The 26,506-nt window shown below is 40.7% G+C and carries 19 protein-coding genes; 4 read left to right on the top strand and 15 right to left on the bottom strand.

Translation table 11 applies throughout. The features are described 5' to 3' along the window. Positions 1 to 2: 2 nt before the first annotated feature. The 3 genes from PLZ15_05650 to PLZ15_05640 form a co-directional block, all read right to left on the bottom strand. On the bottom strand, positions 3 to 2,408 hold the full coding sequence (locus tag PLZ15_05650) for a glycoside hydrolase family 127 protein (protein HOI29230.1): 2,406 nt from the start codon (positions 2,406 to 2,408) through the stop codon (positions 3 to 5). Positions 2,409 to 2,419: 11 nt separating this feature from the next. After that, the gene (locus tag PLZ15_05645) at positions 2,420 to 3,262 is read right to left on the bottom strand and encodes an alpha/beta hydrolase (GenBank protein HOI29229.1); all 843 of its coding nucleotides are present in this window, start codon (positions 3,260 to 3,262) and stop codon (positions 2,420 to 2,422) included. A gap of 67 nt (positions 3,263 to 3,329) precedes the next feature. Beyond that, positions 3,330 to 6,422: a hypothetical protein gene (locus PLZ15_05640; GenBank protein ID HOI29228.1), complete on the bottom strand. Its 3,093-nt coding sequence runs from the start codon at positions 6,420 to 6,422 to the stop codon at positions 3,330 to 3,332. 188 nt (positions 6,423 to 6,610) lie between these two features. On the opposite strand from PLZ15_05640, the gene PLZ15_05635 reads away from it, so the two are divergent. After that, the gene (locus PLZ15_05635; GenBank protein ID HOI29227.1) at positions 6,611 to 8,578 is read left to right on the top strand and encodes a transketolase C-terminal domain-containing protein; all 1,968 of its coding nucleotides are present in this window, start codon (positions 6,611 to 6,613) and stop codon (positions 8,576 to 8,578) included. 46 nt (positions 8,579 to 8,624) lie between these two features. Here PLZ15_05635 and PLZ15_05630 read toward each other — a convergent pair whose 3' ends face one another. From PLZ15_05630 to PLZ15_05595, 8 genes are all read right to left on the bottom strand, one after another. Beyond that, positions 8,625 to 10,376 carry a T9SS type A sorting domain-containing protein gene (locus PLZ15_05630; GenBank protein HOI29226.1) on the bottom strand — a complete coding sequence of 584 codons (1,752 nt, stop codon included), beginning with the start codon at positions 10,374 to 10,376 and terminating at the stop codon, positions 8,625 to 8,627. Positions 10,377 to 10,543: 167 nt separating this feature from the next. Continuing rightward, positions 10,544 to 11,629, bottom strand: a complete 1,086-nt coding sequence (locus PLZ15_05625; protein HOI29225.1) for a hypothetical protein — start codon at positions 11,627 to 11,629, stop codon at positions 10,544 to 10,546. Between the two features lie 257 nt (positions 11,630 to 11,886). Continuing rightward, the gene (locus PLZ15_05620) at positions 11,887 to 12,405 is read right to left on the bottom strand and encodes a hypothetical protein (GenBank protein HOI29224.1); all 519 of its coding nucleotides are present in this window, start codon (positions 12,403 to 12,405) and stop codon (positions 11,887 to 11,889) included. Positions 12,406 to 12,515: 110 nt separating this feature from the next. Further along, on the bottom strand, positions 12,516 to 13,724 hold the full coding sequence (locus tag PLZ15_05615) for an aminotransferase class I/II-fold pyridoxal phosphate-dependent enzyme (GenBank protein HOI29223.1): 1,209 nt from the start codon (positions 13,722 to 13,724) through the stop codon (positions 12,516 to 12,518). A 186-nt stretch (positions 13,725 to 13,910) separates the two neighbouring features. Beyond that, entirely contained in the window at positions 13,911 to 14,729 is an 819-nt protein-coding gene (gene amrB / locus PLZ15_05610) for an AmmeMemoRadiSam system protein B (protein ID HOI29222.1), read from the bottom strand. Next, positions 14,726 to 15,295 carry an AmmeMemoRadiSam system protein A gene (amrA, locus tag PLZ15_05605; protein ID HOI29221.1) on the bottom strand — a complete coding sequence of 190 codons (570 nt, stop codon included), beginning with the start codon at positions 15,293 to 15,295 and terminating at the stop codon, positions 14,726 to 14,728. Before amrA ends, amrB begins: the two co-directional genes overlap by 4 nt. A 2-nt stretch (positions 15,296 to 15,297) precedes the next feature. After that, positions 15,298 to 16,044, bottom strand: a complete 747-nt coding sequence (locus PLZ15_05600; GenBank protein HOI29220.1) for a DUF4905 domain-containing protein — start codon at positions 16,042 to 16,044, stop codon at positions 15,298 to 15,300. 130 nt (positions 16,045 to 16,174) lie between these two features. Beyond that, a complete protein-coding gene (locus PLZ15_05595) occupies positions 16,175 to 17,548 on the bottom strand; it encodes a tryptophanase (protein HOI29219.1) in 1,374 nt (457 codons plus the stop codon). 201 nt (positions 17,549 to 17,749) lie between these two features. Between PLZ15_05595 and PLZ15_05590 the strand changes: the two genes are divergently transcribed. After that, positions 17,750 to 18,574: a YIP1 family protein gene (locus PLZ15_05590; protein HOI29218.1), complete on the top strand. Its 825-nt coding sequence runs from the start codon at positions 17,750 to 17,752 to the stop codon at positions 18,572 to 18,574. 48 nt (positions 18,575 to 18,622) lie between these two features. On the opposite strand, the gene priA is transcribed toward PLZ15_05590, so the two are convergent. Continuing rightward, entirely contained in the window at positions 18,623 to 21,085 is a 2,463-nt protein-coding gene (gene priA, locus PLZ15_05585) for a primosomal protein N' (protein HOI29217.1), read from the bottom strand. Between the two features lie 162 nt (positions 21,086 to 21,247). Here priA and PLZ15_05580 point away from each other — a divergent pair, with 162 nt between their 5' ends. Together PLZ15_05580 and PLZ15_05575 are read left to right on the top strand one after the other, a co-directional pair. Continuing rightward, positions 21,248 to 21,694 carry a DUF4920 domain-containing protein gene (locus PLZ15_05580; protein HOI29216.1) on the top strand — a complete coding sequence of 149 codons (447 nt, stop codon included), beginning with the start codon at positions 21,248 to 21,250 and terminating at the stop codon, positions 21,692 to 21,694. Positions 21,695 to 21,930: 236 nt separating this feature from the next. Then, positions 21,931 to 22,140 (top strand): 4Fe-4S binding protein, encoded by a 210-nt coding sequence (locus PLZ15_05575; protein ID HOI29215.1) that lies wholly within the window; start codon positions 21,931 to 21,933, stop codon positions 22,138 to 22,140. A 54-nt stretch (positions 22,141 to 22,194) separates the two neighbouring features. On the opposite strand, the gene trxA is transcribed toward PLZ15_05575, so the two are convergent. From trxA to hisN, 3 genes are all read right to left on the bottom strand, one after another. Beyond that, positions 22,195 to 22,533, bottom strand: coding sequence for a thioredoxin (trxA, locus tag PLZ15_05570; protein ID HOI29214.1), 339 nt, complete (start codon positions 22,531 to 22,533; stop codon positions 22,195 to 22,197). A 210-nt stretch (positions 22,534 to 22,743) separates the two neighbouring features. Continuing rightward, complete coding sequence (locus tag PLZ15_05565) at positions 22,744 to 25,557, bottom strand: pitrilysin family protein (protein HOI29213.1); 2,814 nt, start codon at positions 25,555 to 25,557, stop codon at positions 22,744 to 22,746. A gap of 98 nt (positions 25,558 to 25,655) precedes the next feature. Further along, entirely contained in the window at positions 25,656 to 26,423 is a 768-nt protein-coding gene (gene hisN / locus PLZ15_05560) for a histidinol-phosphatase (protein HOI29212.1), read from the bottom strand. Positions 26,424 to 26,506: the final 83 nt, after the last annotated feature.

Here is a 26,506-nt window from a genome sequence, read left to right as displayed (position 1 = left end):
TTCTATTTTAATTTTATTTCGTGAATACCGCCGGCGAAATTCCGCTGCGATTTAATTTCGATCTTAAACGCTCCTGTTCTAACAGTTTCAAAAACAACACTGTTGTATTTATCTTTTTCAACTCCGTACGGATCAACAGTATAGACGAGCCGCCATTTATCTCCGTCCATATAAAATACTTTCCAAGATTCCGGAGTTCTGCATTCGCCAATTCCCGTATCATCGAACCAGTAGACTTCCACCTGTGAGATCTCTTCGGACTTCTGAAAATCGATTTGGATCGATTCCGTGGTTCCTTTATTTGGCCACCAATGGAGGAACGGGAAGGAGTGATCCGCGGAGCTTGCCGGTTCAAGCAGATCTATAATTACTTCGGGATTTTTTCCGGATGATGAGCGGATTTTAGCGTTTGTAAGAAGGTTGGGACCGTGAAGCGGCCGAACTGCATCTATGTTTGCCGCAAACCAGACACTAATTTCGGTTCTTCCCCTATGCGCCCATGCATAATATGGAATTGCAACAAAGTTCTGTCTTATTTTCTGAAGCGAGACCCGGTCTTCAGCAAGTTTTACTCCGCACGCCTTTGCGGTTATAACCTCTATACCGTTCAGGAGATTGTAGCGGTATTGGGTGCTGAACTTAACATCATCATTAAAAAGAATATTTCTTACATATCCGCCATTATCGATTCCTTCAGCGCAATAAACAAGCGGACCGCGCTGAAGAGCAATTCTTCCGCGGTCTGCTTCTACTTTATCGTTCGCAATAATCCGTTTAACTTCCATCGGAAAATTAATTTCTATTCTATCGTTTCTTTTCCAGACACGATCGATTTTTACAAAACCATTCACTAAAGTAAAATCAGCCGGATTGCCGTTTACAAGGATTTCAAAATTCCTTTTCTGCTTGTCAATATATTTATAGAGATCGGATGCAACTACCTCATCCCTTATCCACCCGGGAAGTCTGAGATTGACCGCAAACTGACTTTGATTTTTTTTCAGACCGATGGTTAATTCAATTCTTCCTTCCCACGGATATTTTGTTTTCTGAACAATCCCGATTTCGCCGCCTTCAATTTTCAAATCCGCACGGTTATTCATGTATAGATTGACATAAATTTCATTTTTACTTACAGCATAAATATAATTTGCAATTGAAGAGACGAACCGGGTAACATTACCGGGGCAGCAGGCACACTCGAACCAGGCGCTTCGTTCGTGAGTTCCAAATGATTCAAGCGGATTGGGATAGAAAAATTTATCGCCGCTGATCGATATTCCCGAGAGGAGAGAATTGTAGAGAGTCCGTTCAAGCAGGTCAATATATTTCGACTCTCCTTTAAGCAGGAACATTCTGTGGTTCCAGAATATATTTGCGATTGAAGCACATGTCTCGTTATATGCGCTCGCGTTCGGGAGATCGTAATTTCCCAAAAAGCCCTCCCAGGATCCTGTAGCACCGAGTCCACCGGTAAGATATAATTTTTTACCTGCAACATTCTCCCAGATTCTGTCGAGTGCTTTTACATATAAGCTATCCCCTGTAAGTGCTGCAACATCTGCCATTGCCGAATACATGTAAGCCGCACGTACTGCGTGCCCCACGGCTTCATCCTGATCGATTACCGGTTTATGATCCTGTGCGTATTCGCCCCACGATTCCCTCCCGTTCAGATCTTTTCCCCTGCCCCTTATATCTAAAAAATACCGTGCAAGGTTCAGATACTTTTCATCTTTAGTAAGGCGGTATAATTTTACAAGACCAATCTCAATTTCCTGATGACCCGGAGGGAGTTCAATCTTTCCCGGACCGAAGGTATTACTGATAAGATTTGCATTCTTCAGGGCAATATTGAGAAAGGATTTCTTTTTAGTTGCCAGGAAATGCGCAACGGCAGCTTCGTAGAGATGGCCGACGTTATAAAGCTCATGACTCCATTGAAGATTCGACCAGCGATCCGGACCGATTGATCCTCTCATTTTTTCCGATCTGCCTGTGCGTGCGCTGTAAAGGTATCCGTCCTCCTCCTGTGCCTTGCCGATAATTTCTATCAGCTCGTCCAATTTCCTTTCAAGGTTTTTATTGGGCTTAAGCATAAGAGAGTAGGATGCCCCCTCGATAACCTTATAAATATCCGATTCGTCAAACGGATAGCGAGTACAATACTCGCCGCTCTTCAATCCCGCTGCAATTTCAAGGTTTTGAACCCGTCCGGTTGTCTCGCACATCTTTATTGCATATGGGATTGTAACTGTCCTGTTGATTTCCATTCTATCGAACCAGAAACCATCGAGGATCTGAATCTGTGTGAAAGCCACCGGCTGTATCGGATAATCCTTTTGTGCCGTAGAAATATTTACAGTGCATAACAGGAAAAGTAGAATTGCAGGAATTAACTTTTTCATTTCAGCAACTCTTATTTTTTAATTAATGATGAAACCGACCCGGATAATAACTCGTTAAACTCATCCGGTCTTTCAATCATAAGAAAATGACCGACTCCTTTCATGAATTTGACTTCATAATCCTTAACATGCTTCCCGTTTTTTTCAACAGACACGGGATACATATCGCAATTAATAGAGATCAGCGGAAGATCGAGAGCGTTAAGTGCGGGTATCGGGTTGTAATAGAATAAATTTCTCATTGCGCTCAACGCAACTTCCGGCGGCGCCGAGGACATATCTCTTTCAATTTCTGCTACTAAATCGGCATCCGCAGTTTGAGGAAACATCGAGCGGACAAATCCCTTTGCAGTACCTATAAAATCATTCTCGAAAGATTTCAGGAATCCCTCCTTCTGTTCCGCTGTCCAATCATCTGTAAACGATTGAAATGTATCCACCCCTATTAACCCGATTACTACACCTTTCAGTTTTACAGCAGCTTCGAGAACAACTGAACCTCCCATAGAATGGCCGATAAGAATTACTTTTTTCAAACCGAGATTATTTACTACGGATACGACATCATCCCCGAAGAGTTCGATCTTATAATCCTTCCGATCCGTTCCCGACTGACCGTGACCCGCGAGATCGATAAATACTAACTTGTAATCAGCGCCTATATTACCGACCTGATGTTTCCAGTAGGATTTATCGCAGCTCCAGCCGTGAACAAAAACAAGTGCTGTTTCTCCATCTCCCGATACACTATAAGAAATCTCTACACCGTCAACCGATTCTACTTTTCCCGATTGAGCCGATAACGAAACAATCATCAGCGAAAGAAAAATAAAAACAGAAATTCTGTACTTCATAAATACCCCCTTCTTTAATTACGGAGAATCCCCGCTTAAGTTGATAAAAGAAACAGCCGGACAATAATTACTTTACAATTATGGCCGGAAGATCGGCTTCTTTAATAATTCTGTTAAACTCAGGAATCTCGTTTTCAATTATAGATTTAAGTTTATCAAGTTGAGTATCAATCTTTGAGAACAATTCCATTTTCAATTCAACCGCCTGCCCGGTTGGTCTGAAGCTGCCGGTGCTCATATCCGACGCGAGTGAAGCAAGCTTGTCGTTAAGTCTGTTCGGATAGTTGAGTGGATCCTGCGGACTCTTATTTTTTGTCTGATAAAGCGTTTCTTCAATCTGTGTAAGCCCGCCAGAAATTTTCTCGTTCATTTTTTTAACGGCATCCGAATCTTTACGGTCTTTAAATCTTTCTTTAATTTCATTAAGCTGCTTACGGATTGTCCTTATCTGTTTTACGGCATTATGAGTTTCAGTAAGTTTGTCCCGCGCAGATACTAAGAAATCGAACTGCATTTGCAAATCATCGTTTCCGGAAGACGAGCGCGGATCATTAACAATCTCGAACGGAACAGAAACAGAATCTTTTCCGCTTACCAGCACGGCATTATAATTTCCGGGAACGGCGAGCGGGCCTCTCAATCCACCGGAGGACCAGAGAATCATTCCGTCGAATCTTTCAGCGTCTTTATAGCGCATATTCCATATGAAACGGTTCAATCCTTTTTTTACCGGAATAATTTCCGATCTCTCCTTCGATTTCGGTTTGAAGGATGTTATCAAATTTTTGTTCTTATCATAGAATTTGAGTTCAACAGAATTGCTGTCCGGCTGATCTTTAAAATAATAGTATAGAATAACACCGCTCTGAAGATTTTTTCCGAATAATGTTGCGTCGCTTCTCGAGCTGCCGCCGATTCTAAACGAAGTCCTTGGTGAATAGAGATGGAAATTCTTCTTTTCAATTTCCCCTGTTAACTGACGGAGCGGAGAAATATCGTCCATAATCCAGAATGATCTTCCCTGTGTGGCAACAATAAGATCCTCATTTTTAATTGTAAGATCTGTAATCGGAACGACAGGAAGATTCTGCTGGAACGGCTGCCAGTTCCCGCCATCATTGAATGAAATGTAAACTCCCTCCTCGGTTCCGGCAAAGAGAAGTCCTTTGCGTTTCACATCCGCTCTTATAACCCGGGTAAAGTGTTTTGAGTTTATTCCGTCAGTAATTTTTTTCCAGGTCTTCCCTGAATCGGAGGTTTTTAATAGATAGGGTGAATAGTCGTCGAGTTTGTATCTAGTTGCGGCGACATATAATCCCCCTTCGTTAAACGGATCTGCTTCGATGCTGTTGATCTGCGCCCATTCCGGAAGAAGAGAGCGCTGAGGCGTTACATCGATCCACTTATTTCCGTTATCCGTGGTAAGATGGATTAGTCCGTCATCGCTTCCCGTCCATATAATTCCCGGTTTTAAAGGTGACTCGGCTAAAGCAAAGATTGTACAATAGTATTCTACGCTTGTATTGTCTTTTGTTATCGGTCCGCCGGAGGGTTTTAATTTGGTCGTGTCGTTTTTTGTGAGGTCGGGACTTATAGCAGTCCAGCTTTCGCCGCCGTTCGAAGATTTGAAAAGAATATTACCTGCAGCATATAAAATGTTCGGATCGTGAATTGAAAATAGAATCGGGAAATTCCATTGGAACCGGTATTTCATTCCCTCGGCGCCGTGACCAATCGGGTTATCCGGCCAGACATTAACAGTCCTCCGTTCGCCGGTTTTATGATTAACCATTCCGATGTATCCGCCGTAATTTCCGCCGTATACGATATCATTATTTTTAGGATCGGGTGCGAGCCATCCGCTTTCAGAACCGGCTGTGTTTTCCCATTCCCTCTCCCCGATACTTCCGCCCTCGGTACGATGATAGATTCTTACCGTGCTGTTATCCTGCTGAGCGCCATAAATTCTGTATGGAAAAGTATTATCGGTTGTAACACGGTAGAACTGGGCCGTGGGCTGATTATGATATGTGCTCCAGGATTTTCCGCCGTCAAGAGTAACCTGTGCGCCGCCGTCATCTCCTATAACCATTATATCGGAATTGTCGGGATTTATCCAGAGATCATGATGATCTCCGTGAGGAGTTGAAATAGATTCGAATGATTTTCCGCCGTCTTTGGATCGCCAGAAAGAAACATTCAGCACATAAACTTTATCGATGTCTTTGGTATCCGCATAGATTCTGGTATAGTACCAGGCGCGCTGTCTCAGATTTCTATCTTCATTCAATTTCCGCCAGGTTTCGCCGCCGTTATCGGATCTGAATACTCCACCCTCTTCGGCTTCTATTATTGCATAAACACGATTAGGATTTAAAGGCGAAACGGATACTCCGATCTTCCCGATTATACCTTTCGGTAATCCTTTTTTATATGTAAGCTCTTTCCATGTATTACCGCCGTCGGTCGATTTCCAGAGTCCAGATCCTTCACCTCCGCTTTCGAGACTGTAAGGAGTTCTAATCACACGCCATGCGGCCGCATAAAGAACACGCGGGTTGGATGGATCCATAATAATGTCTGCTGTTCCGGCATACTTACTTATGAAGAGAATTCTCTCCCATGTTTTGCCGCCGTTAATACTTCTGTAAATTCCTCTCATTTCGTTCGGTCCGTAAAGGTGACCGAGACATGAGGCGTAAACCAGGTCGGGATTTTTGGGGTGAATCACTATATCCGTTATATGTCTTGAATCTTCGAGACCAATAAACGACCAGGTCTTTCCGGCATCTTCGCTTTTCCACATTCCATTTCCGCTCGATACATTTCCGCGGACTGTCTCTTCGCCGGTTCCAACGTATATAATGTTAGGATCCCATGTACTTACTTCAATCGCTCCGATGGAGCCGCCGAAAAATCCGTCCGATATATTCTGCCATGTTGTTCCTGCGTTTTCAGTTTTCCAGACACCGCCGCCGGTGGCTCCAAAATAAAACAGGTTCGGATTAGATGGAACTCCAGTAACAGCGCCGGACCTCCCGCCGCGGTAGGGGCCGATACCCCGGTATTCTAAACCGTTGAATAATGTTGTATCAATCACCTGCGCGTTGAGAGAGTAAAATGCTGCAAAGAGAAATAGAAATCTCAGAATGTATTTCATCTCTGATCCCCTTAAAGTAAAAATGTAGTGTAGAATTTATCTGAAATCGTTTCCTAATTCAATATGGTTATCGAAAAAGAATTCCTTAAAACTTTACAATTACTTAATATTTCCACTTTCTCTCTTAATCTAAAATCAGCTAATTTTACTTCAGTCATTTCACAAAATATTGTTTAATCGGAGCGGTTATGTATTATCAGCTGATAAAGAAAGATCAGTTTGAGAAGGTTAGAAAAAGCAGCGGCAACTGGAGTAAGAGAATGATGCTGTACGCAGGGATGTGCCGTTACAATACTCTTGTTGCTGTTAAGAAAGCAGGTTCCGGCCATCTCGGTTCCTCGCTTAGCGCTATGGATATTATTACTTATCTCTATTTGAATGAATTAAATGTTTTAGATGCCGGCCTGAATAATCCCGACCGCGATATTTATTTCTCTTCAAAAGGTCACGACGTACCCGGTCTCTATTCACTTTTTTATTCACTGGGAATTTTGCCTGAAGAAAAATTATTGATGCTGAGAAGATTAAACGGACTTGACGGACATCCGGAGGTTAGAATTCCGGGAATTGAAGCAAGCACCGGTTCGCTGGGAATGGGCATTTCTAAAGCAAGAGGTATGGCGTGGGCAAAATCGTATCTTAAAAATGACGGGCATGTTTTTGTTCTGACCGGCGACGGTGAGTTTCAGGAAGGACAGATCTGGGAATCGATCCAGGCAGCGGCTCATCAGAAAATAAATAACATCACCGCCATTATGGATCATAACAAGTATCAGACAGATATGCTCGTTGCCGATGTTAATAATATAGAGGACGTTGTAAAAAAAGTTAAGGCTTTCGGATGGCACGTCGTGAGAATTGACGGACACGATTACAATGCTCTCAAAAAAACTTTTAATAACCTTAAAAAAATTGACGATAAACCCAAGTTGATTATAGCCGATACCGTTAAGGGTAAAGGCGTGTCGTTTATGGAGAAACCCGTAAAAGAAACCATCTCCGGTAAAACCTATTACAAATGGCACAGCGGCGCCCCGGATGACGACAGCTATTTAAAAGGTCTTGCAGAACTTAGAAAGACTATAAAAAAGCTTGCTTCTGAATTAGGATTAGAAAAAATTTCAATTCCGGAAAATCATGCCGAGGGGAAAGCGGTAACTAAGATCGATAAGGAATTCGTAACGGAAGCTTACGGTGACGCGCTGGTTGAACTTGCTAAAACGAATGAAAAGATAATCGTCCTCGACGGCGATCTTTCCGCCGACTGCAAGCTGCGAAAATTTGAATATACATATCCCGACCGTTTTATTGAGAACGGTATAGCCGAGCAGGATATGGTTTCGATGGCGGGCGGTCTTGCGCGAATGGGATTAATACCCGTAGTTAATACCTTTGCAAGCTTTCTTACCGCGCGCGCCAATGAACAGATCTACAATAACGCCGGGGAGAAAACCAAAATTATATACGGCTGCCATTTTGCGGGAATGATTCCAGCCGGACCTGGAAAATCGCACCAGAGTGTAAGGGATATATCCCTTCTCTTAACAATTCCAAACATGACTATCATTCAGTCGTGCAATGCAATTGAAACGAAAAGGGCGGTTGAGTATTGCATTAATGAAGCCAGAGAAAATTGCGCAATCCGACTGGCGATCGGTCCTTCGCCCGAAAGAATTGAGCTGCCCGGTAATTATCAGTTTGTTCCGGGAATAGGTACAGAATTAACCGGCGGTGATGACGCGGTTATATTCGGGTACGGCCCCGTTCTGCTCCATGAAGCGCTTGTGGCTTCGAGAATTTTGAAGGGCGCGGGTTTCGGTTTGAAGGTTGTTAATATGCCGTGGATAAACCGGATAGACCTCAACTGGCTTGTAAACGTTACTTCAAAAACTAAAAAGATATTTGTCCTGGAGGATCATTCGATATACGGTTCATTGGGCAATAAGATAATGGAGGGACTTGTAGAGATGCAGGCAATCCAGGGAAAGTTGTTCGAGAAGATCGGTCTGGATGATTATCCCGAATGCGGAACGCCTGTTGAAGTCCTGCAGCATCACGGACTCGATGGACTATCGCTCGCAAAAACAATTTCTGGAATAAATAATCTGGAAGAAAAACTCGATCCGGGAAAATATACTAACGAAGCACCGCAGTAATAATTTGTAGGGATGTTCAATTGAACATCCCCCGCTTCAAATAATTTTACTTAGCCAGAAGCATCTTTTTCGATTGCATGATTTCGTTTACCCGGATTGTATAAATGTAGACTCCGCTTGCCAGGTTGCTTCCATCAAAATTTACTTTGTAGTATCCCGCTGATTTATTTTCATTTACCAGCGTTTCAATTTCTTTTCCAAGTATATCAAACACTTTTAGTGTTACAAATCCATTTTCCGGCAATTGGTAATTAATTGTCGTAGATGGATTGAACGGGTTCGGATAATTATTAACTTCGAATGTTTCGGGTATTGTCTGAATAGTCTGGTTCTGAGCGATCTCTTCGGGAAGTTTGTTTGAATAGTAGAATCCATAAACACCTTCGAATGCCGCATCTGAGTAAGCTGCGTCGGGAGTATAATATGGTCTTACGTCATAGAACAGCAGAATTTTATTCTGGGAGTTTGAGATAGCAAATTCGTAATCGGTGTATGAATAAGAACTTGATCCAGTTGCGGAAACTGTTGTAAGTAGTGTTGGTGTACCAGAAGAAGTAACTTTTCTGTAAACCGAGTAGTGTGAAATGCTGGCATTATCGAGCGGATGCATGGACCAGGTTAACTGTACAGGTTGACCTTCCTGTGAGGTGTTGAAAGAAAGGTTGCGGTAATTATTGTTTGGTTTGCCGGTATAAACCGCTGTGTGATATTCATGTTCTGATGCGGTAATAGGGCTGTAGACATCTCCGCTACCCGTAGACCACTTAGAGAAAGTATAATCAATACCATCAGTAGAATAACTTGAAGCAAGTGCAGAAATTGAATTCTGCTCAACAACCGATTCTGTGAAAGGAGATATTCTGTAATTACCTTTAATAGTCATACTACTGTTTGCTTGAAAGGTTAGTTGGCATAATTTTTTCAAATAATCTCTAATTGTTGAACCATTCTCTGAAGAATTGGCTGCTCGAGATAACAGTTGAGAATTGCCAAGCAAAAGTATTTGACCCGAAAGATCTCTTTCCCAGTGACTTTGATTATCAGGTGCTTCTATATCATTAAAAACCCAGTTATAATCATAATAATGTTGGTTATCATATGCCTGTAAATAAATATGTTGATCCTCATATATTGAGAAAATAAATGGACTTTGCCGAGAAGTGATTGTTGAAGTATTAACTCCAACACCTATATTCCCTACATTACTGCCATCAAGATAATTCTCTGCAATAAAATTCAAAGAGGCTGCTGGCCTTGTATAAACAACCTCTAGATCTAGAGACAAATAGGAATACGAATCATTTGCAGATTCATTTTCTCCCAGAGCTCCAATTATCATTGATCTACTGGAAAGTGCGCTTTGCATTTGATTCTTGATGGGTGTAGAGGTAATTATTCCATTACCATATCCAATTCCTGAATGTAATGTGTTTCCACCACCAATTGCTGTCCAGTTTGCGCTAAGGATGCTTCCAAGTGAAGATATATTAGTTAACTTAAAAGTATAGCTTTTATAATTCGTAGAATAGTTCAAATTAACTTTTTGAATTGTGGCGTTAAGCGGAATTGTGGATAAATCAATCGTATAATATGTCCTGTAGATCATTTGTGTTGAACCGCTTAATTCTTTTCCAATTTGACAATTTCCATAAGTATAGGTTGGATTTCCGGTTTCAATTATTTTTACAATGCTTGTTCCAGATGGGTAGAATAGTTTTGTCTCAGTAATTACTGGTTGTGCGTCAATTATTGATGCCAAAAAAGACAAACTTAAAAAGAAAATTAAATGCTTTTTCATAGTTAGTCTCCTTTAAGATAAAAAAATGTTATTTTTAAAAAGAGAATAGTTACAGTAGCAAAAAAGCTGCTGATAGGGTGCCAACCTAAATGAGCTATTCTCGATCAAAGGGGATGGCGCGGTCAGAGCGCCTACCCTTTAATTTTGTTATTAGCTTCTAACCTCATCTATTTTAACCTTCCATGAAGAATAAAATCATTATTATTTATCGGATCATTGACTGCAAAAAAAACATCCTTGTCAAATATTGCAGCATTATGTAGAATACTTGTGGTATTGTTTTCAAATCGATACAAGTAGCTTATATCAGAACCATTATAATGAGCCAATCCGTCTTTCATTCTTAAAAATATATCCATTTCATTCCTACCATATATTTGGTAACCGAAATTTGCAATTACAAACGAATGTTTTTTTATAAACGAACCATTCTTGTATGAATATACAGAACTGGAGATCAGGAAAAACAACTTATCGCCGATAGGATTAAATGTTCCTATTGTAATTTCATTTAATTGTTTGGAAAAAATTTTGTTTAGATTGTTTGCATCGTACTCAAAGAAAGTTATAGTGTCCTTGCCGGTTGAGTTATAAACTGAAATACAATTAATATAGAACTTATTTTCTTGTTTATTAATTTTTATAAATTGAGATCGGAAGTTTGCTACATAAACTTCACTCCAAGTATTACCGTTATAATGTAAAACAAAACCCCTTTGTGTATCATCGGTACCATTTGAAATTAACCCCACAGCATAAATATTATAAGGTGAATTTCCACAGATATCTGTTATGGTCGAATAAGCAAAGACTTTATTTCGATAAACAAACCTTTCCTCCCACTGATGACCGTTAAAATGAAGGATTTTTCCATCATCGCCTCCCATCCAGATATTATTTGTGGAAGTACCCCACAGAGCCCTGCTAGAGGTAGAGTAAATATAAGTTCCCCATTTTAGCCAGTTTTCTCCGTCAAAGTGAAATAAATCGCTCGGCTGTGCCCCGCCTATCCATATATCATTTGGTGCACTTCCCCAAATTGATAATATGTTATCGAATGGATATCGAATTGTGTCTATATTCCACACATAATCTCTTCTTCCCGGTAATTTATCAGGTTCTGTGACACTACTACATGACTGAGAGATTACGAATCCAACCAGCAAGAAAACTATACGTGATGTTTTCATTTTATTGAGTATAAATACTAGAAAGGATGGATTTATGTAGCGGGCTATAAAATAACTTAGCACTTCCCCTCCAAAATCGTTACGGAATACAACGAAGCAGAACTAAATCGATGGGATTATATAGTTTAAATTTCTGTGTCGAAACTTAATAAATAGATATTAAAATTGCAAGTATTTATTTCTACATTAAGTTATATGGAAATATTACAAATTGAAACTTAATTCCCTCCTTAGAAAACTATTATAGGAGATTGCGAAGAGGGCGATTGTAGAGACGCCGCTACCGGCGTCTCTACACAATAAATAGATGTTAGAAAAATTTATCCTTCTTTATTTTCTTCAAGCCGGTATTTAATATTTGAAAAGATGCCGTTAGTAATTTCGGCGCTCGGCCTCTTCTTGCCGGCTTTTGAGGAGTATTGGAATTTCTCCACTACAAATTCGAAAGTGCCGGAGATAGTCTTGTTCTCGGCGTCGTGCTGTGTAACAACCGTCTCGCCTTCAACACCGTTCCATTGCGGATTATCGGGACCGTCGGGAACCCATACAACTTCCGATGCGGGGGATTCCCCTTTTTCCGGATTCGGTTCTGTGAATTCCAGTGTTATAGGCGGTTCACCTTTAAGCGAGGATAGTTTGCAATAGAGATAAAGTATTTTGTCTTCCGACTCCGCTCTTATCTGAACATATTCAGCTTCGAGGAAATTAACTACTACCGCGTCGGTTACTTTGCCGGTAAAGAATTTACCGTCAACCTTAAAACTGAAGACCTGGGCGGATGTGTTGTAATAAAACACGACCGTAAATACGATCGTCAGATAGAAAAAATATTTTTTCATTTTCTTCCTTACTAATTAAATAGACCTGTTGCTTAAACGCGATTAAAAGTAGAATAATTCAATTTTCACATCAAGAGAATAATTATTCTCTAATATTTATAAATCCAGTATCAGGCGCCGGAAAAAACCTTTTTCATCCGGAAGAGACCTTCTTCAATAACAGGAACGGGAGTAGTTGAAAAAGAGAACCTGATATAATCGTCAAAATAATTCCCGAAGCAGGAACCGTATACAGTTGCCACTCCTTCGTTCATTAAAAGATTGTATACATAGAGCTTTCTCTCTTCCCCGAAAATATTTTTTGGAATAAATGCGGAAAAATCCGGGAAGAAATAGAATCCTCCTTTCGGTTTTGTTACCTTAAGTCCGTCAATTGATTTAAGACCTTCGAAAAAGAAATCCCGCCTTTTTTCAAACTCGGTTACCATCAGACCAACAGATTTTCTGCTCTCCTCTTCGTTATTTAAAGCTTCCGCCGCAGCATGCTGCAGGAACGTTGTAACACCCGCTGTCTGTGTGTAGTTGCCGAGTTTAAGAAGTTTGGGAATCCGCTTGTCTCTTGTTACAAGGTATCCGAGCCGCCAGCCGGTCATGGCATACGTTTTCGAAAGTGTGAATGTGCTTATTATATTCTCATATTCGAGTGAAGTAGGGCTGAAATGGGTTTCGTTATCGAATAGAACAGCTTCGTAGGCTTCGTCGGAAATAAGGTACGCGCTGTGTTTAAGACAGAGTTCAGCGATCGATGTAACCTCTTCTTTAGTAAAAAGTTTTCCGGTCGGATTCTGCGGTGTGTTAAGGTAGAAAAACGAAGCTCCATCGAGAGCTTTATCGAGCCGGTCGAAATCGATGCTGAAATCGCTTAGTAGAGGAACCTGATGAAAATCGGTTCCGCAATAAGGAACAAAGTTTTCAAGAACGCAGCTCCAGCAGGGGGCAAATCCGACTCCTTTTTTCCCTTCGAATAATTTGAATGAGAGTTCGAGCGATTCCTGGCCGCCGTAAGTACAGACAATATTTTCTTTATCAAATCCCGTGGCCTTGTTGTAATACTCAAGTTTTTTAATCACAGCTTCTTTAAACGGATCCTCTCCGCCCGACTTTGGATATTTTGTATATCCGGCATCGAGAGCTTCCTTGGCTGCATTAACGATATACTGTGGAGTTTGAAAATCGATCTCGCCCCTCTGAAAAAGAACAAAGTCCTTCCCCGTCGCCGCTTTAAATTCCGGAGCTCTCTTTCGCACTTCCTCGCTGATACTAACAATCGGCGACATTCTAATGTTAGACAAATTCTCGCTGAATTTATATTGAATCATTTTTTTCCTTTTGATAAAGATTAATGAGGGGATGCGACCAATTGGGAGTTCAAGCTAAAATAAAATCGGTAACAGTGCAATAGTTTACAGGAATATTTTTTCTCTCTACAGATAGATTTGTCCTAAAATATTTTATGACTTGTTCTGCAGCAGATGTTTTGGCGAAACGGACCTAAGTGAAGCAAATTATGAATAGATTACGGCGCTAAGATAACCGACTACCTCGGAGTAATCACCGGTTACTTCCCCGGAGTCGGTACGGTACAGAACTCTGGTATTTTTTCTGTTGGTCATACCGGCTGTTTTCATCAATGCAACAATAGCGCCGCCTCCGCAGGCTTCACACTTTCCGGTTTCGAGATCGCTCTGGAGTTTTTCGTAATTGTTTTCCCGTATATCATTTTCAACAACCGAATCGAGCTTATCGGCCATTGATCGGGTGTAAAAATGAGAGAGGTCGGAACTCGCCACTATCAGAGTTTCTTCGTCAACAACTCCCGAAAGTTTTTCTGCAAGTTCAAAGACAAAATTTCTGTTCTGGTCGCCAAGAACCACGGGAACAATTGAAAAATCTTTCAAAATCACTTGAAGGAAAGGGATCTGAACTTCGATTGCGTGCTCGGCTCTATGACCCTGAATCCCTTTAAAAATTGTCCGGCTGCCGGAAATCAGCTGCTCGGTCATTTCTTTATTTACAGGAACATCACCAAGAGGAGTCCTGTAGGCGTCTCCATCGTAAATTGAAACTCCGCGGAAGTATTCCCTGTGACTTGGAGAAATTATAACCACTGTTTTATAATGTTTACCTCCAAGAGAATTAAAAGCATAAGCTGCTGTTTTCCCGGAATAGAGATATCCTGCATGCGGAGAGACTAAACCTGCGATGTTGCCAAAGCTTTCGCTTATTTGCGCATTTTCTAACAGGAGGGCAACTTCGTCTTTAAGTTTTGAGGCGGAAGCGGAATAAAACATACCGGCAACGGCCGGTTCTCTGATTCCTTTCATACAACTTCCTCCTTGATTGATTTTTCACTGAAGACTGTTGCTGTAAAGCCATTTAAATTCAGCTGCTTATCCCGCCAGTAGCTGGCATGGAATCCGGATTTCTGACAAATAGCATCGAGATACTGTTCTTTATCCATATGATGTTCAACGGGAACCTGGGGAAGCAGCAGGCCGCGGCGCCCTTTTTCCTCAAGGATTAAACCGTGCTTACCGATTTCAATCTCGTCATAACTTTTTAGAGGAAAAGGTTCGGACAGGATTGAGATTTCGATTTCTATCTTAGGGAGTTCCTCCTGATTAACGGGAGAGAACCGCGGGTCGCTGCGCGCCGCATGGAGAGCCACTTCGCAGACGGTTTCAAAAACCGGTTGATCGGAAATGATGTGGCCGATACATCCACGCAGTCTTCCTTTCTGTGTTAAAGTAACAAACGCGCCGGAGCGGGATTTTAACAGCGGGTGCTTATTATAATCGGGCACTTCAATTTTCTGACCGTTGAAGAAGGATTTAATGGAGTTGCGCGCCGCTTCAAGAAGAATTGATTTTTCTTCGTGTGATGGTTCCATGCTTAATCCAGTTTATATACTATCAAACCATTTTTCTCTTTCAGCAGCAGAAGAAAATTTTTGTATATGAAAAATGAATCAGGTACAAAGGCATTAGTATTTGAATTTAATAATTCAGAAAGAACTTTTTTATTTACCGAGAGATTAAAAGCATTAAATCTATTGACAAGACTGCCGGAAAATACTTTGGAGTAAAAATTAAAAAAAAGAAGATTGCCGCGTCTATTATATTCAACATCGCCGACAATTTCAAGGCCGCGCAATTCACCGTTAATCAATTGTTTTACAATCGGATCGGCAGTGGCCTCGTCATATTTTTCCGGGAACAGGTATTCGCCGGCGGATTTGAGTCTGTCTGCTTCGGCCCGCAGAAGATTCACCTTTTCAAAATCCTCACCGAGGTTTTCTTCGATCCGGCCGTTCATATAATTTAACGAATAGAAATTACGGCTCTCAAAGTTCTGCTTGTAACAATAGATCTTATCCTGATAAGCGAATAAAAAAGAGAAATCTGAATTAATCCATCTAACTTTTTGTTCTGAGACATCGAATGCTATAAGCTCTTTATGCCCGGGCATATCCGGTTTTGCATACTTATGGAAAATAATTAAATCACCACAAAGAGCTTCTATTCCGATCCAGTATTTTTCCTCCATCTGAATCGATTCGAATATCTTTTTCCCTTTTTCAAGATCATAATAGCTGAAGAAGACCTCTTTATTATTAACGTCCCTCAACTCAATAATCAGCTTTCCGGTTTCGGAAATCAGCAGCCGCCAGATCTGGAATTTCGATTTATATGTAAAATGCTTTTTAATGCTTATCCTTCAATTGATCAGAAAACCGCTCTATAATAATCCGTTATAAAATCACAATATTTTATACAACCGGCTTAAACTTTGCTGTAAAGTGCCTCAGCATCGGTGCTTCATATGTAATTTCATATCCTTTTAATTTGTCCCGGTTTTTGAAGACTTCGATAACAACTTCGGCAACATAATCGACATGGCTTTGAGTATATACCCGTCGCGGAATTGCAAGCCGAACAAGTTCCATTAGAGACGGGATCAGTTTTCCGTCGCTGCCGTATTTGCCGAACATAACTGAGCCGATTTCAACAGCACGAATTCCGCCTTCAGCATAAAGTTCGCAGACAATTGCCTGTCCGGGATACTGTTCCGGTTTTATACCGGGCAGAAATCTTTTCGCATCGATATAGATTGCGTGACCTCCCGGAGGTTCAATTATAGGAACGCCCGCATTTAAAAGTTTTTCGCCAAGATATTCGGTGCTTCTGATCCGGTACTGCAGGTAGTGTTCGTCAACAACTTCTTCAAGGCCCTGTGCAATTGCCTCGAGGTCCCTGCCTGCGAGTCCGCCGTAGGTTGGAAATCCTTCGGTAACGATAAGAAGATTTCTGGAATTCCTTGCAAGTTCTTCATCGTTCAACGAGAGCCATCCTCCTATATTTACGAGCGCGTCTTTTTTAGCGCTCATCGTAGAACCGTCGGCATATAAAAACATTTCCTGAACAATTTCAAGAACAGATTTTCCCGAGTACCCCTCCTCCCGCATTTTAATAAAGTAAGCATTCTCTGCAAACCTGCAGGCATCGAGAAACAAAGGAATTCCGTACTCAGAACAAACCTTCTTAACATCTTTAATGTTTTGCATAGAGACCGGCTGTCCGCCGCCGGAATTATTGGTAACTGTAATAACGATTAACGGAATATTCTCTTTTCCGTACTTTTTAATAAACGCTTGGAGCGCGTCAACATCCATATTCCCCTTGAAGGGAGCGCGCTGTTCCGGATGTTTTCCGACTTCGCAAAGAAGGTCGTGAGCTTCCGATCCGCTGAATTCAACATTGGCGCGTGTAGTATCGAAGAATGTATTGCTGGCGAAATGTTTACCGGGTCCTCCGAGAATTGAAAACAATATTTTCTCCGCGGCTCTCCCCTGATGGGTTGGAATTATAAACTTGTCTCCGGTAATTTTTTTAACAGCGTTTTCGAAAGCATAAAAACTTTTAGCGCCCGCATAGGATTCGTCGCCGCGCATAATTCCCGCCCACTGGTCGGAACTCATCGCAGAAGTTCCGCTGTCTGTTAAAAGATCGATTAAAACATCGTCGGCGTGTATTAAAAACGGATTATATCCGGCCTCTGCAATAATTCTACTTCTTTCCTCTTTTGTAGTAAATCTGATCGGCTCAACGGATTTAATTTTAAATGGTTCGATAATGGTTTTCATTTCATCCTCAATTGAAAAATGGGAGTTAACTCAGGTAAAATTACAAATTAATAAGAGTTTATGGAAATTAAGGATTGCTATAAATTAAACGCAATTACACCACCATTCAAAAAAGAAAGAAATAATTTGTTTGATTTTTTTTCGTAAATTGTCGCGGAATTTATAATCGTAATTTTAATTCAATTAAAATGAGGGGTTCTTATGGTAGATACTACAAATCAGGAAGCTCCCAAAATGTCACCCGCAGAGGAAGAGGAATTGGAGCTCAGTCATACGGATAAACTCGTCGGCGTGTTTTCTGAACCGGGGAATACATTCACCAAGATGTCGAAGTTCGGAGCTAAAACGTCCGATTGGATAATACCGATACTTGTAGTAATTGTTGTAGCAATCCTTTCAAATATTGTAATGATGAGCAATCCGGTTATTAAACTTTCGATAATGGAAAAGCAGATGGCCCAGATTGAAAAGCAGTTCGATGAAGCTGTTGCCAGCGGCCAGTTGACGGAAGCTCAGAAAGAAGAACAAATGGAAGTAGTACGCGAAAGGATGGACCAGGGAATGGCTGCCAATATGATCTTTACTATCCTGGGAATTGTTATTTTTTCCTTCATCTCGTTCTTTGTGGTTTCGGGAGTGTTTTATCTTTTCGCAAAATTTCTACTTAAGGGATCGGGTGTCTACAGGGATGCCATGTCTGCATACGGACTTCCAATGTATGTTGTTGTAATCCAGGTAATTGTAATGGTGATAGTAGCTTTAGTAATGAACAAATTTTTTGCGAGCCTTAGTGTAGCAGAGTTTTTGGATGCTGATAAGACAACTATTGCCGGATTTCTTCTCAATAAGCTCGATATTTTCTCGATCTGGTTCTATTCGATTGTAAGCATTGGATTTGCCAAGATGTTCAAATCGGAAGAGACCGGAAAATATTTTGCCATGATTTTCGGGATCTGGATCGGTTTCGGATTAATTATGTTCCTACTTGCCAAAGCGCTTCCGTTCCTGCAGTGGTTCGGCTTCTAATAATTTTTAAAATCCCTCTCTGTTCCGGAGAGGGATTTTTTTACCCGCCTATAAGATGCTCTGAGGATCAATATCAATAATTACTTTTATATCCCTGAACTTTGATTTCTGATTGAAGTCGATGTAGGAATTTAGGAGCGCATTGCGCAATAATCTTCCGGACGGATCGATTTTCTTACTGCTCTTAATCAAAATATTATATCGGTAAAATCCTTTTATTTTATATATGACCGCTTCCGTAGCGGGAGATACATTAAGGCCTTTGGAGTGTTTTTTCAAGAACCCTGCGAATTCATTTATTGCGGCTTTTGCCCTATCCTCTTTCTCGTCTTTTATTTCAACGAGTCCTATCCTGGTGAAAGGAGGGTATTCGCCTTTCTCCCTGAGGTCGATCTCCTTTTTGTAAAATCCGGAATAGTCATTTTCAACGACCTTCTGAAGCACAAAATTCTTTTCATTCTGAGTCTGAATCAGAACTTCACCTTTTTTTCCGGCTCTCCCGGATCTTCCGGATACCTGAGTAAGAAGTTGAAAGGTCCTTTCGTCGGCTCTGAAATCGGGGATCCATAAAGTAGTCTCGGCCGAGATGACACCGACAAGAGTAACGTTTGAAAAATCGAGCCCTTTGGAGACCATTTGAGTTCCAACTAGAATATTAATTTCACCCTTGCGGAAGCTGTTAAGTATTTCTCCCAGTTTTCCTTTCCTGTTGATAGCATCCGAATCGACGCGTTCAACTTTTGATTCTGGGAAATAGAAGTCGAGTTCGTCCTCCACCCTTTGAGTACCTGTACCGAAGAATTTAAGTGAAAGAGAACCGCACACAGGACATGCTTTTGGAACATGTTTTACAATGCCACAATAATGGCATTGAAGAATATTTTTATTTAAATGATGAACCATAGGTACAGAACAATCGTTGCAGGTGATTACTTCGCCGCAGTCGTTACAAAAAACCTGCGTAGCAAATCCCCTTCTATTCTGCAGAATTATCACACTTTCTTTCTTATTCAACCTTGCATTTATCTCATCGAGCATCACCCTCGAAAAGACGCCTTCCATTTTCTTCTTCTTTTTTTCAAGTGTAACGTCGATCAATTTTATCTCCGGAAGTTTTGCATTATCAATTCTTTCGGGCAATTCCAGTAATGAATATTTTCCTGCAAGTGCGTTATGCATGCTTTCCAGAGAAGGAGTTGCCGAGCCAAGCAGAACCGGACAGCTGCTGAATTTGCCGCGGATGATTGCTGCGTCGCGCGCATGATATTTAGGCACAATATCCTGCTGTTTATAGCTCTGGTCGTGTTCTTCATCCACAACAATTAATCCGATATTGGTAAGCGGGGCAAAGAGTGCGGAACGCGGTCCAATAGCAACTTTATATTTCCCGGAAATAAAGCCGCGCCACGTATCGTATCTCTCGCCCGGCGACATCCTGCTGTGCAGTACAGCCGTAACCGGACCGAAGTAATTGAAGAACCGCGATGTAATCTGAGGAGTAAGGGAAATCTCCGGGACAAGAATTATAACCGACCTCCCTTTTTCAACTGCTCTTTTGGCAAGTTCAATATAAATCTGTGTCTTGCCGCTACCGGTTACTCCATGAAGAAGAAATGTTTCGAACCTCTCCTTTTCGATTTCACTTCCGACATTCTCAATTATTTTTTTTTGCTGTGATGTTAATACAATTTCCTTTTGTTCCTCTGTATAGGTTTCTCTGTATACACGATCAATTTCTTTATCGAAGACGGAAACAAGATTTTTTTTTGCAAGACTATTAACGGTCGATGCGCCGGATCCGGTTTTTTTAATTAGCTCCGAAAGAGGGAGATCCTCTTTTGCCGAAAGAAGTTCAAGAAGAAGTATAACCTGTTTGGGGGATTTTTTTTCAAGTTGAGGAATTGCGTTGTAAACGTCATCTACCGGTTCGGATAATTTTACATATTTAATTTTCTTCGTTCTTACTTTCGCGTTTTCAACTTCACTAATAATTGAAAGAGCACCCTGCTTTGTAAGATCATTGAGAACCGAATAAATGTTTTTATTCTTAATTTCTTTTTGCAAGAAGGAAATTGTTGAGACTTCCCTGTTTGAAAGCACACTGAGAATTTTTGATTTGAGTGAAGTTTTTTTCTTCTCTTTCAATAATAATTCTGTACAGAATTCCGGATCCGAAACAATTTTCTTTTTCGATTCTATATCCGTTCCGTACGGAACAGCATTTTTCAATGATTCTCCGAGCGAGCTAAGATAATATTCACTTAACCATTCGTAAAACCGGAGATTGTTATTATCAAAGATCGGTACCGGATCAATTACATCTTTAACCGGTTTGATTTTTTCTGTAAGGGAAGTCGATTCGCTTAACTCAATTACAAAACCGGTCATTACTCTTCTTCCAAATGGAACGACGACCCGAACCCCTACTTGAACAGATTCAGAAAGTGAATCGGGTATAGAGTAGGTAAAAGAATTTCTAAAGGGAAGAGGGAAAACGACCTGTGCAAACATATTGCCAATTAGTTTATTTTCGGTTCAAATATAGAAAATTGGATGGTATGAACCATCTCGATTCTTTAACAGTACCGTTCACAGGATGTCTTTTTAATCCTTGCATAAATAGGAGCAAAGGTGTAATTTGTGCCGTCAAATTTTAAAAACGGAGAAATTATTATGATTAAGAAAACATTTTTAACAATCATTACAGCGCTTTTACTCGTTTCTAACATAAATGCTGAGGGTGAAAAATACGGTAAGGACATTACATTAAAGGAGAAAACCCAGGTTTCTGCAATCCTTAGCGCACCGGAAAAGTTTGATGGTAAAACCGTTCTTGTTGAAGGTAAAATTCTTAATGTATGTCAGGGAATGGGGTGCTGGATTGAAATAGCCGGTGCAACCGAAGAAGAAAAGATTATGGTTAAAGTTGAAGATGGTGTTATTGTATTTCCAAAGGAATCAAAGGGCAAAACCGCACTCGTAGAAGGTGTTGTTGCAGAAGTACTTCCTTCGAACGAAGAGCATCATGACGATAAAGAGCACAAACACGAAGGAGACGATCCCTGCAATCCCAAGACTAAGACATATAGAATTAACGGACTTGGCGCAGTAATAAAGTAATATTCAACCAGAAATTTAGATAATAGCCCGGCGGCCTTATTTGCCGGGTTTTTTATTTTTAATCGGACTTCCGCACCTAAACTCTTTTTCTCATAACCGCAAAGGAAGAACCTGCATTTATCAATTTTGATAAAGAAAACACGGTTTTTTATAAGATTTCGCCCCGATTTCCGGCAAGGTTTTTGAGCAGTATTGGCAAATGTATTTATCAATAAATCTATTAGGAGTCTATCATCATGGTTATTACAGACGAATGCATCAGCTGTTCAGCTTGTGTAGATGAATGCGAAAACAACGCCATTTATAATGCGGGAGAATCTTATACTGTTAATGGCGAGACTAAAAACGCAATTTCCGATGACCATACATTCATTGCGCCCGAACTATGCAACGATTGTAAATCCTGTGTTGAAGTTTGCGCTGTTGATGCTATTGTAGAAGCATAAGGAGTTAATATAAATTGAAAACGGCGGCTTTCAGTCGCCGTTTTTGTTTTAAGACTAGTTTACATTTTCAAGATGGGGCGTAATCTTTGATACTAAATGCTGTTTGGGAACCGCACCGATTACGGCATCAACCAGTTTTCCGTTCTTGAAAATTCCAAGTGTCGGGATACTCATAATACCATACTGAGATGCGACTCCGTAATTTTCATCTGTATTCACTTTAACAACCTTCAGCTTACCGGTCAATTCATTTGCGATTTCTTCTACAACGGGAGCTACCATTCTGCAAGGACCACACCAGGGGGCCCAGAAATCGACAAGAACCGGAAGATCGGATTTTAATACTTCGGTGGGGAAATTAAAATCAGTCCCTTCTATTATGTTTTTCATCATATCTCCTTTAATTGATTTCGGATATGATGCATCGCTAATAAATTGGATTCACCAACAAACTAAGGGCGTAAGCTCCCGGCTAAATTCCGGTTAATCTAAAGCATTTAACCGGAAATTCTCTTTCCTCGCGATTCTATAAAAAAGGCAAGCTTCCTTTGAGAAAGCCTGCCTTCTAAAACTAATGCGGATTACCCAATTGAAAAGACTATTTTATTTAACGGGTATTCCGTTCTTATCAACCAGCACGGGATCTCCGAGACCAAGTTCTTTCAATTTATCAAATTGAGTAGCTTTATCGCCGACAATTACATAGACCATTTTTTCGGGCAGCAAATATTTTTGAGAAAGGGCTTTATGTTCCTCCGCGGTCAATTTCTGGACGAACGCCTCTCTCTGTTTAATATAATTGAAAGGCAGATCATAAAGGACTACGGGGGAGAGCATGCCGGACAAAGCCTGAAGCGTTTCGAAACGGAGCGCGTTACCCTTTAAAAGTGTACTCTTTACATTTGCAAGATCTTCTTCGCTTATTCCGTTCCTGTATTTCGTAATCTCATCCCTGATAATTGTTGCGGTTTCAAAAGTTGAATTGGATTGGACCGGCGCCGATGCTGTAAATGTTCCCGGATAATTCGAACCGCTGAATCCTGACCGGGCTCCATATGTAAATCCTTTCTCTTCGCGAAGAATCATATTTAATATGCTGTTGAAATCACCGCCCAACCTGAAATTCATAACAACCGTTTTGTAATAATCAGGATCGTTATATGGAAGAGAGAGGTGTCCGACACGGAATTCCGACTGAACAGCTTTCGGAATATCTACGAAATAAACTCCCGGTTGTGTTTCAGAGGATATTTTAATTTCCGGAAAATCAATATCCTTCAAATGCCAGTCCCCGAATCCGCCGAATACCTGAAGAGCTTTTTCTTTTGTAATATCTCCAACGACCATAATTCCGGCAACAGATGCAGAAAAATAATCATTGTAATAATTTTTCAAATCATCCATTGTAATAGCTTCAACCGAACCCGCCGTGCCCATAGGAGAATTCGATAGAATATTATCTGAACCGTAAATCAGTTTGGAAAAAACGTCGCTGGCGATATTAGAAGGAGAAGATTCCATTCTTTTAAGGCTTTCGATTATCTGTCTCTTAACGATCGGGAATTCCTTTTCGTCCCAGCGCGGTTCGAAAAGAATTTCTTTTGCAAGATCAATAGTTTCGCTCAATTTACTTGCAAGGCAGGATCCGCTGAGAGTAATAGTTTCTGAACCGGCAGACACCGAAATGTTTGAACCAAGATCCTGCATTGCTTCTCTTAATTCGACAGGTGTTTTGCTCAATGTTCCTTCATTTAACATACGTGCGGTCAAAAATGCTGTTCCGATTTTATCTTTAGGATCGAGCAGCATACCCCCTTTCAATACAATCGAAAATTGAACAAGCGGCAATTCACTATGTATTACTCCATATACTTTTATACCGTTTTTAATCTTATCACTCCAGATAGCCGGTGGATTTACAACCGGATCGGGTCCTAATGCAGGTTCTTTCGTTCTATCAAACTTTGTAGGTATCGGTTCAATTTTTACGGATTCGGCAGTTTCTTTTTTTACACCCTGCATATCGATTGATTCTTCTTTTATCGGGAATAATACTGCAGCCGGTGATGCCAGATCCGCTTTCCCTTTAGGCACAATATTAAGCACAACACAATTTTTCTCTTTTACATACTTATTATAAACCCTCAGCACATCCTCTTTTGTTACATTCAAAGAATTATTCAGATCCGCATTCATAAAATCTGTTGAGCCGGCAAAAATATTATAATCGGCAAGACGCATTGCTTTTCCGAGAACACTTGAAATCTGATTATAGAAACTTACTTCCACTCCATTCTTAAGTCTTTCAAGATCCTGATCGCTAAATCCTTCTTTTTCAAACCGTGTGAATGCATCTTTAACGGCATCTTCAACTTCACCTAAGTTTTTACCGGGAAATGCACGAATACTGATTCTGAATGCGCCGGCAAGTTCAGAGCTTTGCTGAAATGCACCAACGTTTGGGGCAAGTTTTTTCTCTTCTACAATCACTTTGTAAAGAGGTGATTTTTTACTTCCCGCAAGCAATTGTGAAAGGTAAGACAGTGCGTATGAATCCTTATGAAACCGTTCAACCGTCGGAAACGACATTGAAAGATCCGGTGCGTTGGCAAGTTTATCTTCAAAGTAGGCACGCTTTGTTTCCTCCAAAGTGACTGGCATTTTTGGTAATGGTTTGGACTCATTATACCCTTCAATTTCACCGAAATACTTTTCTACCAGTTCTTTAGTTCTCTTAACATCAATATCACCTGAGACAACCAGTGTTGCGTTCTTCGGTCCGTAATATGTTTTGTAGAATTTTATTACATCGTCCAGAGATGCTGCGGCAAGGTCCTCCATTTCGCCTATTACAGTCCAGCTGTAAGGATGACCTTCCGGATAGAAAAGTTTGGACATGGCATAACTTGATTGAGAGTAGGGCTGATTATCGCTCTGTCTTTTCTCGTTCTGAACAACATTCTGCTGATTTTCAAACGCTTCCTGTGTTACCTTGCTTAACAGGAAGCCCATACGATCGGATTCCATCCAGAGTGCCAGTTCGAGTGCGTTCTTCGGAACGGTCTCAAAATAATTTGTCCGGTCTGTATTTGTCGATCCGTTCAAAGAACCGCCGGCTTTGGAGATCTTCTTAAAAAATTGATCCTGACCTATATGCTGCGATTCCTGAAACATAATATGTTCGAAGAGATGTGCAAATCCCGTGCGCCCTTTAGACTCCCTCGCAGATCCGACATGATACGCAACATAAACAGCTACTATCGGATCAGATCGGTCAATATGTAGAATTACATCCAGCCCGTTAGACAGCTTATATTGTTCATATGGAATTTTAAATTCCTTTTTTTTCCCGCCTCCGGCCAGAAGCAGCGTAGTGGAAAGCATAAGAGCAATAATAAATAACAACTTTCTTTTCATTTTCCCTCCCATGAGTAAAATGATAATTTGCTGTTGATTGGTTTTAAGTTAAGATCACTGAAAATTCTCAGCGATTTCAATTTCTAATTTTCAATTAATTACATCCTGTTCAAGATTCTGATTACTTCGGTATGAATTGAAGGAACTGCGGCAACAATACTGTCTCCTTTGGCTGGATCATTTCCATAATAATCAGTAATTACACCTCCAGCGCCCCTGATAACTGGAATAAGCGCCGCGAGATCCCAGCGACTCATAATAGGGTCTATCATAATATCTGCATACCCGCTTGCAAGAAGTGAGTATCCGTAACAATCGCCCCACATCCTGTAGAGTTTTACAATTCCTGTTAATTTTTCAAATCCTTCTTTCGATCTGTATTTTCTAAAATTAAGATGATCCGATGACAGGAGAAGAGCCGACGAAATCCTGCTACATTCTCTTACTTTAATTTTTTCACCGTTTAATTCCGCCGTTGAATTATCTCCGATAAGATATTGGTCCAGCAAAGGATGATTAATCACACCGACTACGGGTTGATCGTTATGAAGCAGCGCAATAAGAGTCCCGAAGAGGGGAACTCCGGAAATAAAACTTTTTGTTCCGTCTATCGGGTCGAGTATCCACTTGTACTCGGCTGAAGAATTATGTTCGCCGAATTCCTCTCCGAGAATTCCGTGATCCGGGAACTCTTTCATTATCAATTCACGCATCAGCTCTTCGGATTTTTTATCGGCTATCGTGACGGGCGATTCGTCCGGCTTTGTCTCAATACTAATATTTGTCCTGAAATATTTCCTGATAACATTGCCGCTTTCCTCGGCTAGATGTTTACAGAAATTTTTAACTCCGGTAATCTGTTCCATTTTTTCGCACTAAAGGATATTTATAATAGGAGCAGTTTTTATTGCAAAAGTAATTCGATAATTTTACCTGTGAAAATACCTGA

Source organism: Melioribacteraceae bacterium (assembly GCA_035362835.1).
Lineage (GTDB): Bacteria > Bacteroidota > Ignavibacteria > Ignavibacteriales > Melioribacteraceae > DSXH01.
This window is presented reverse-complemented; position numbering and strand designations above follow the sequence as displayed.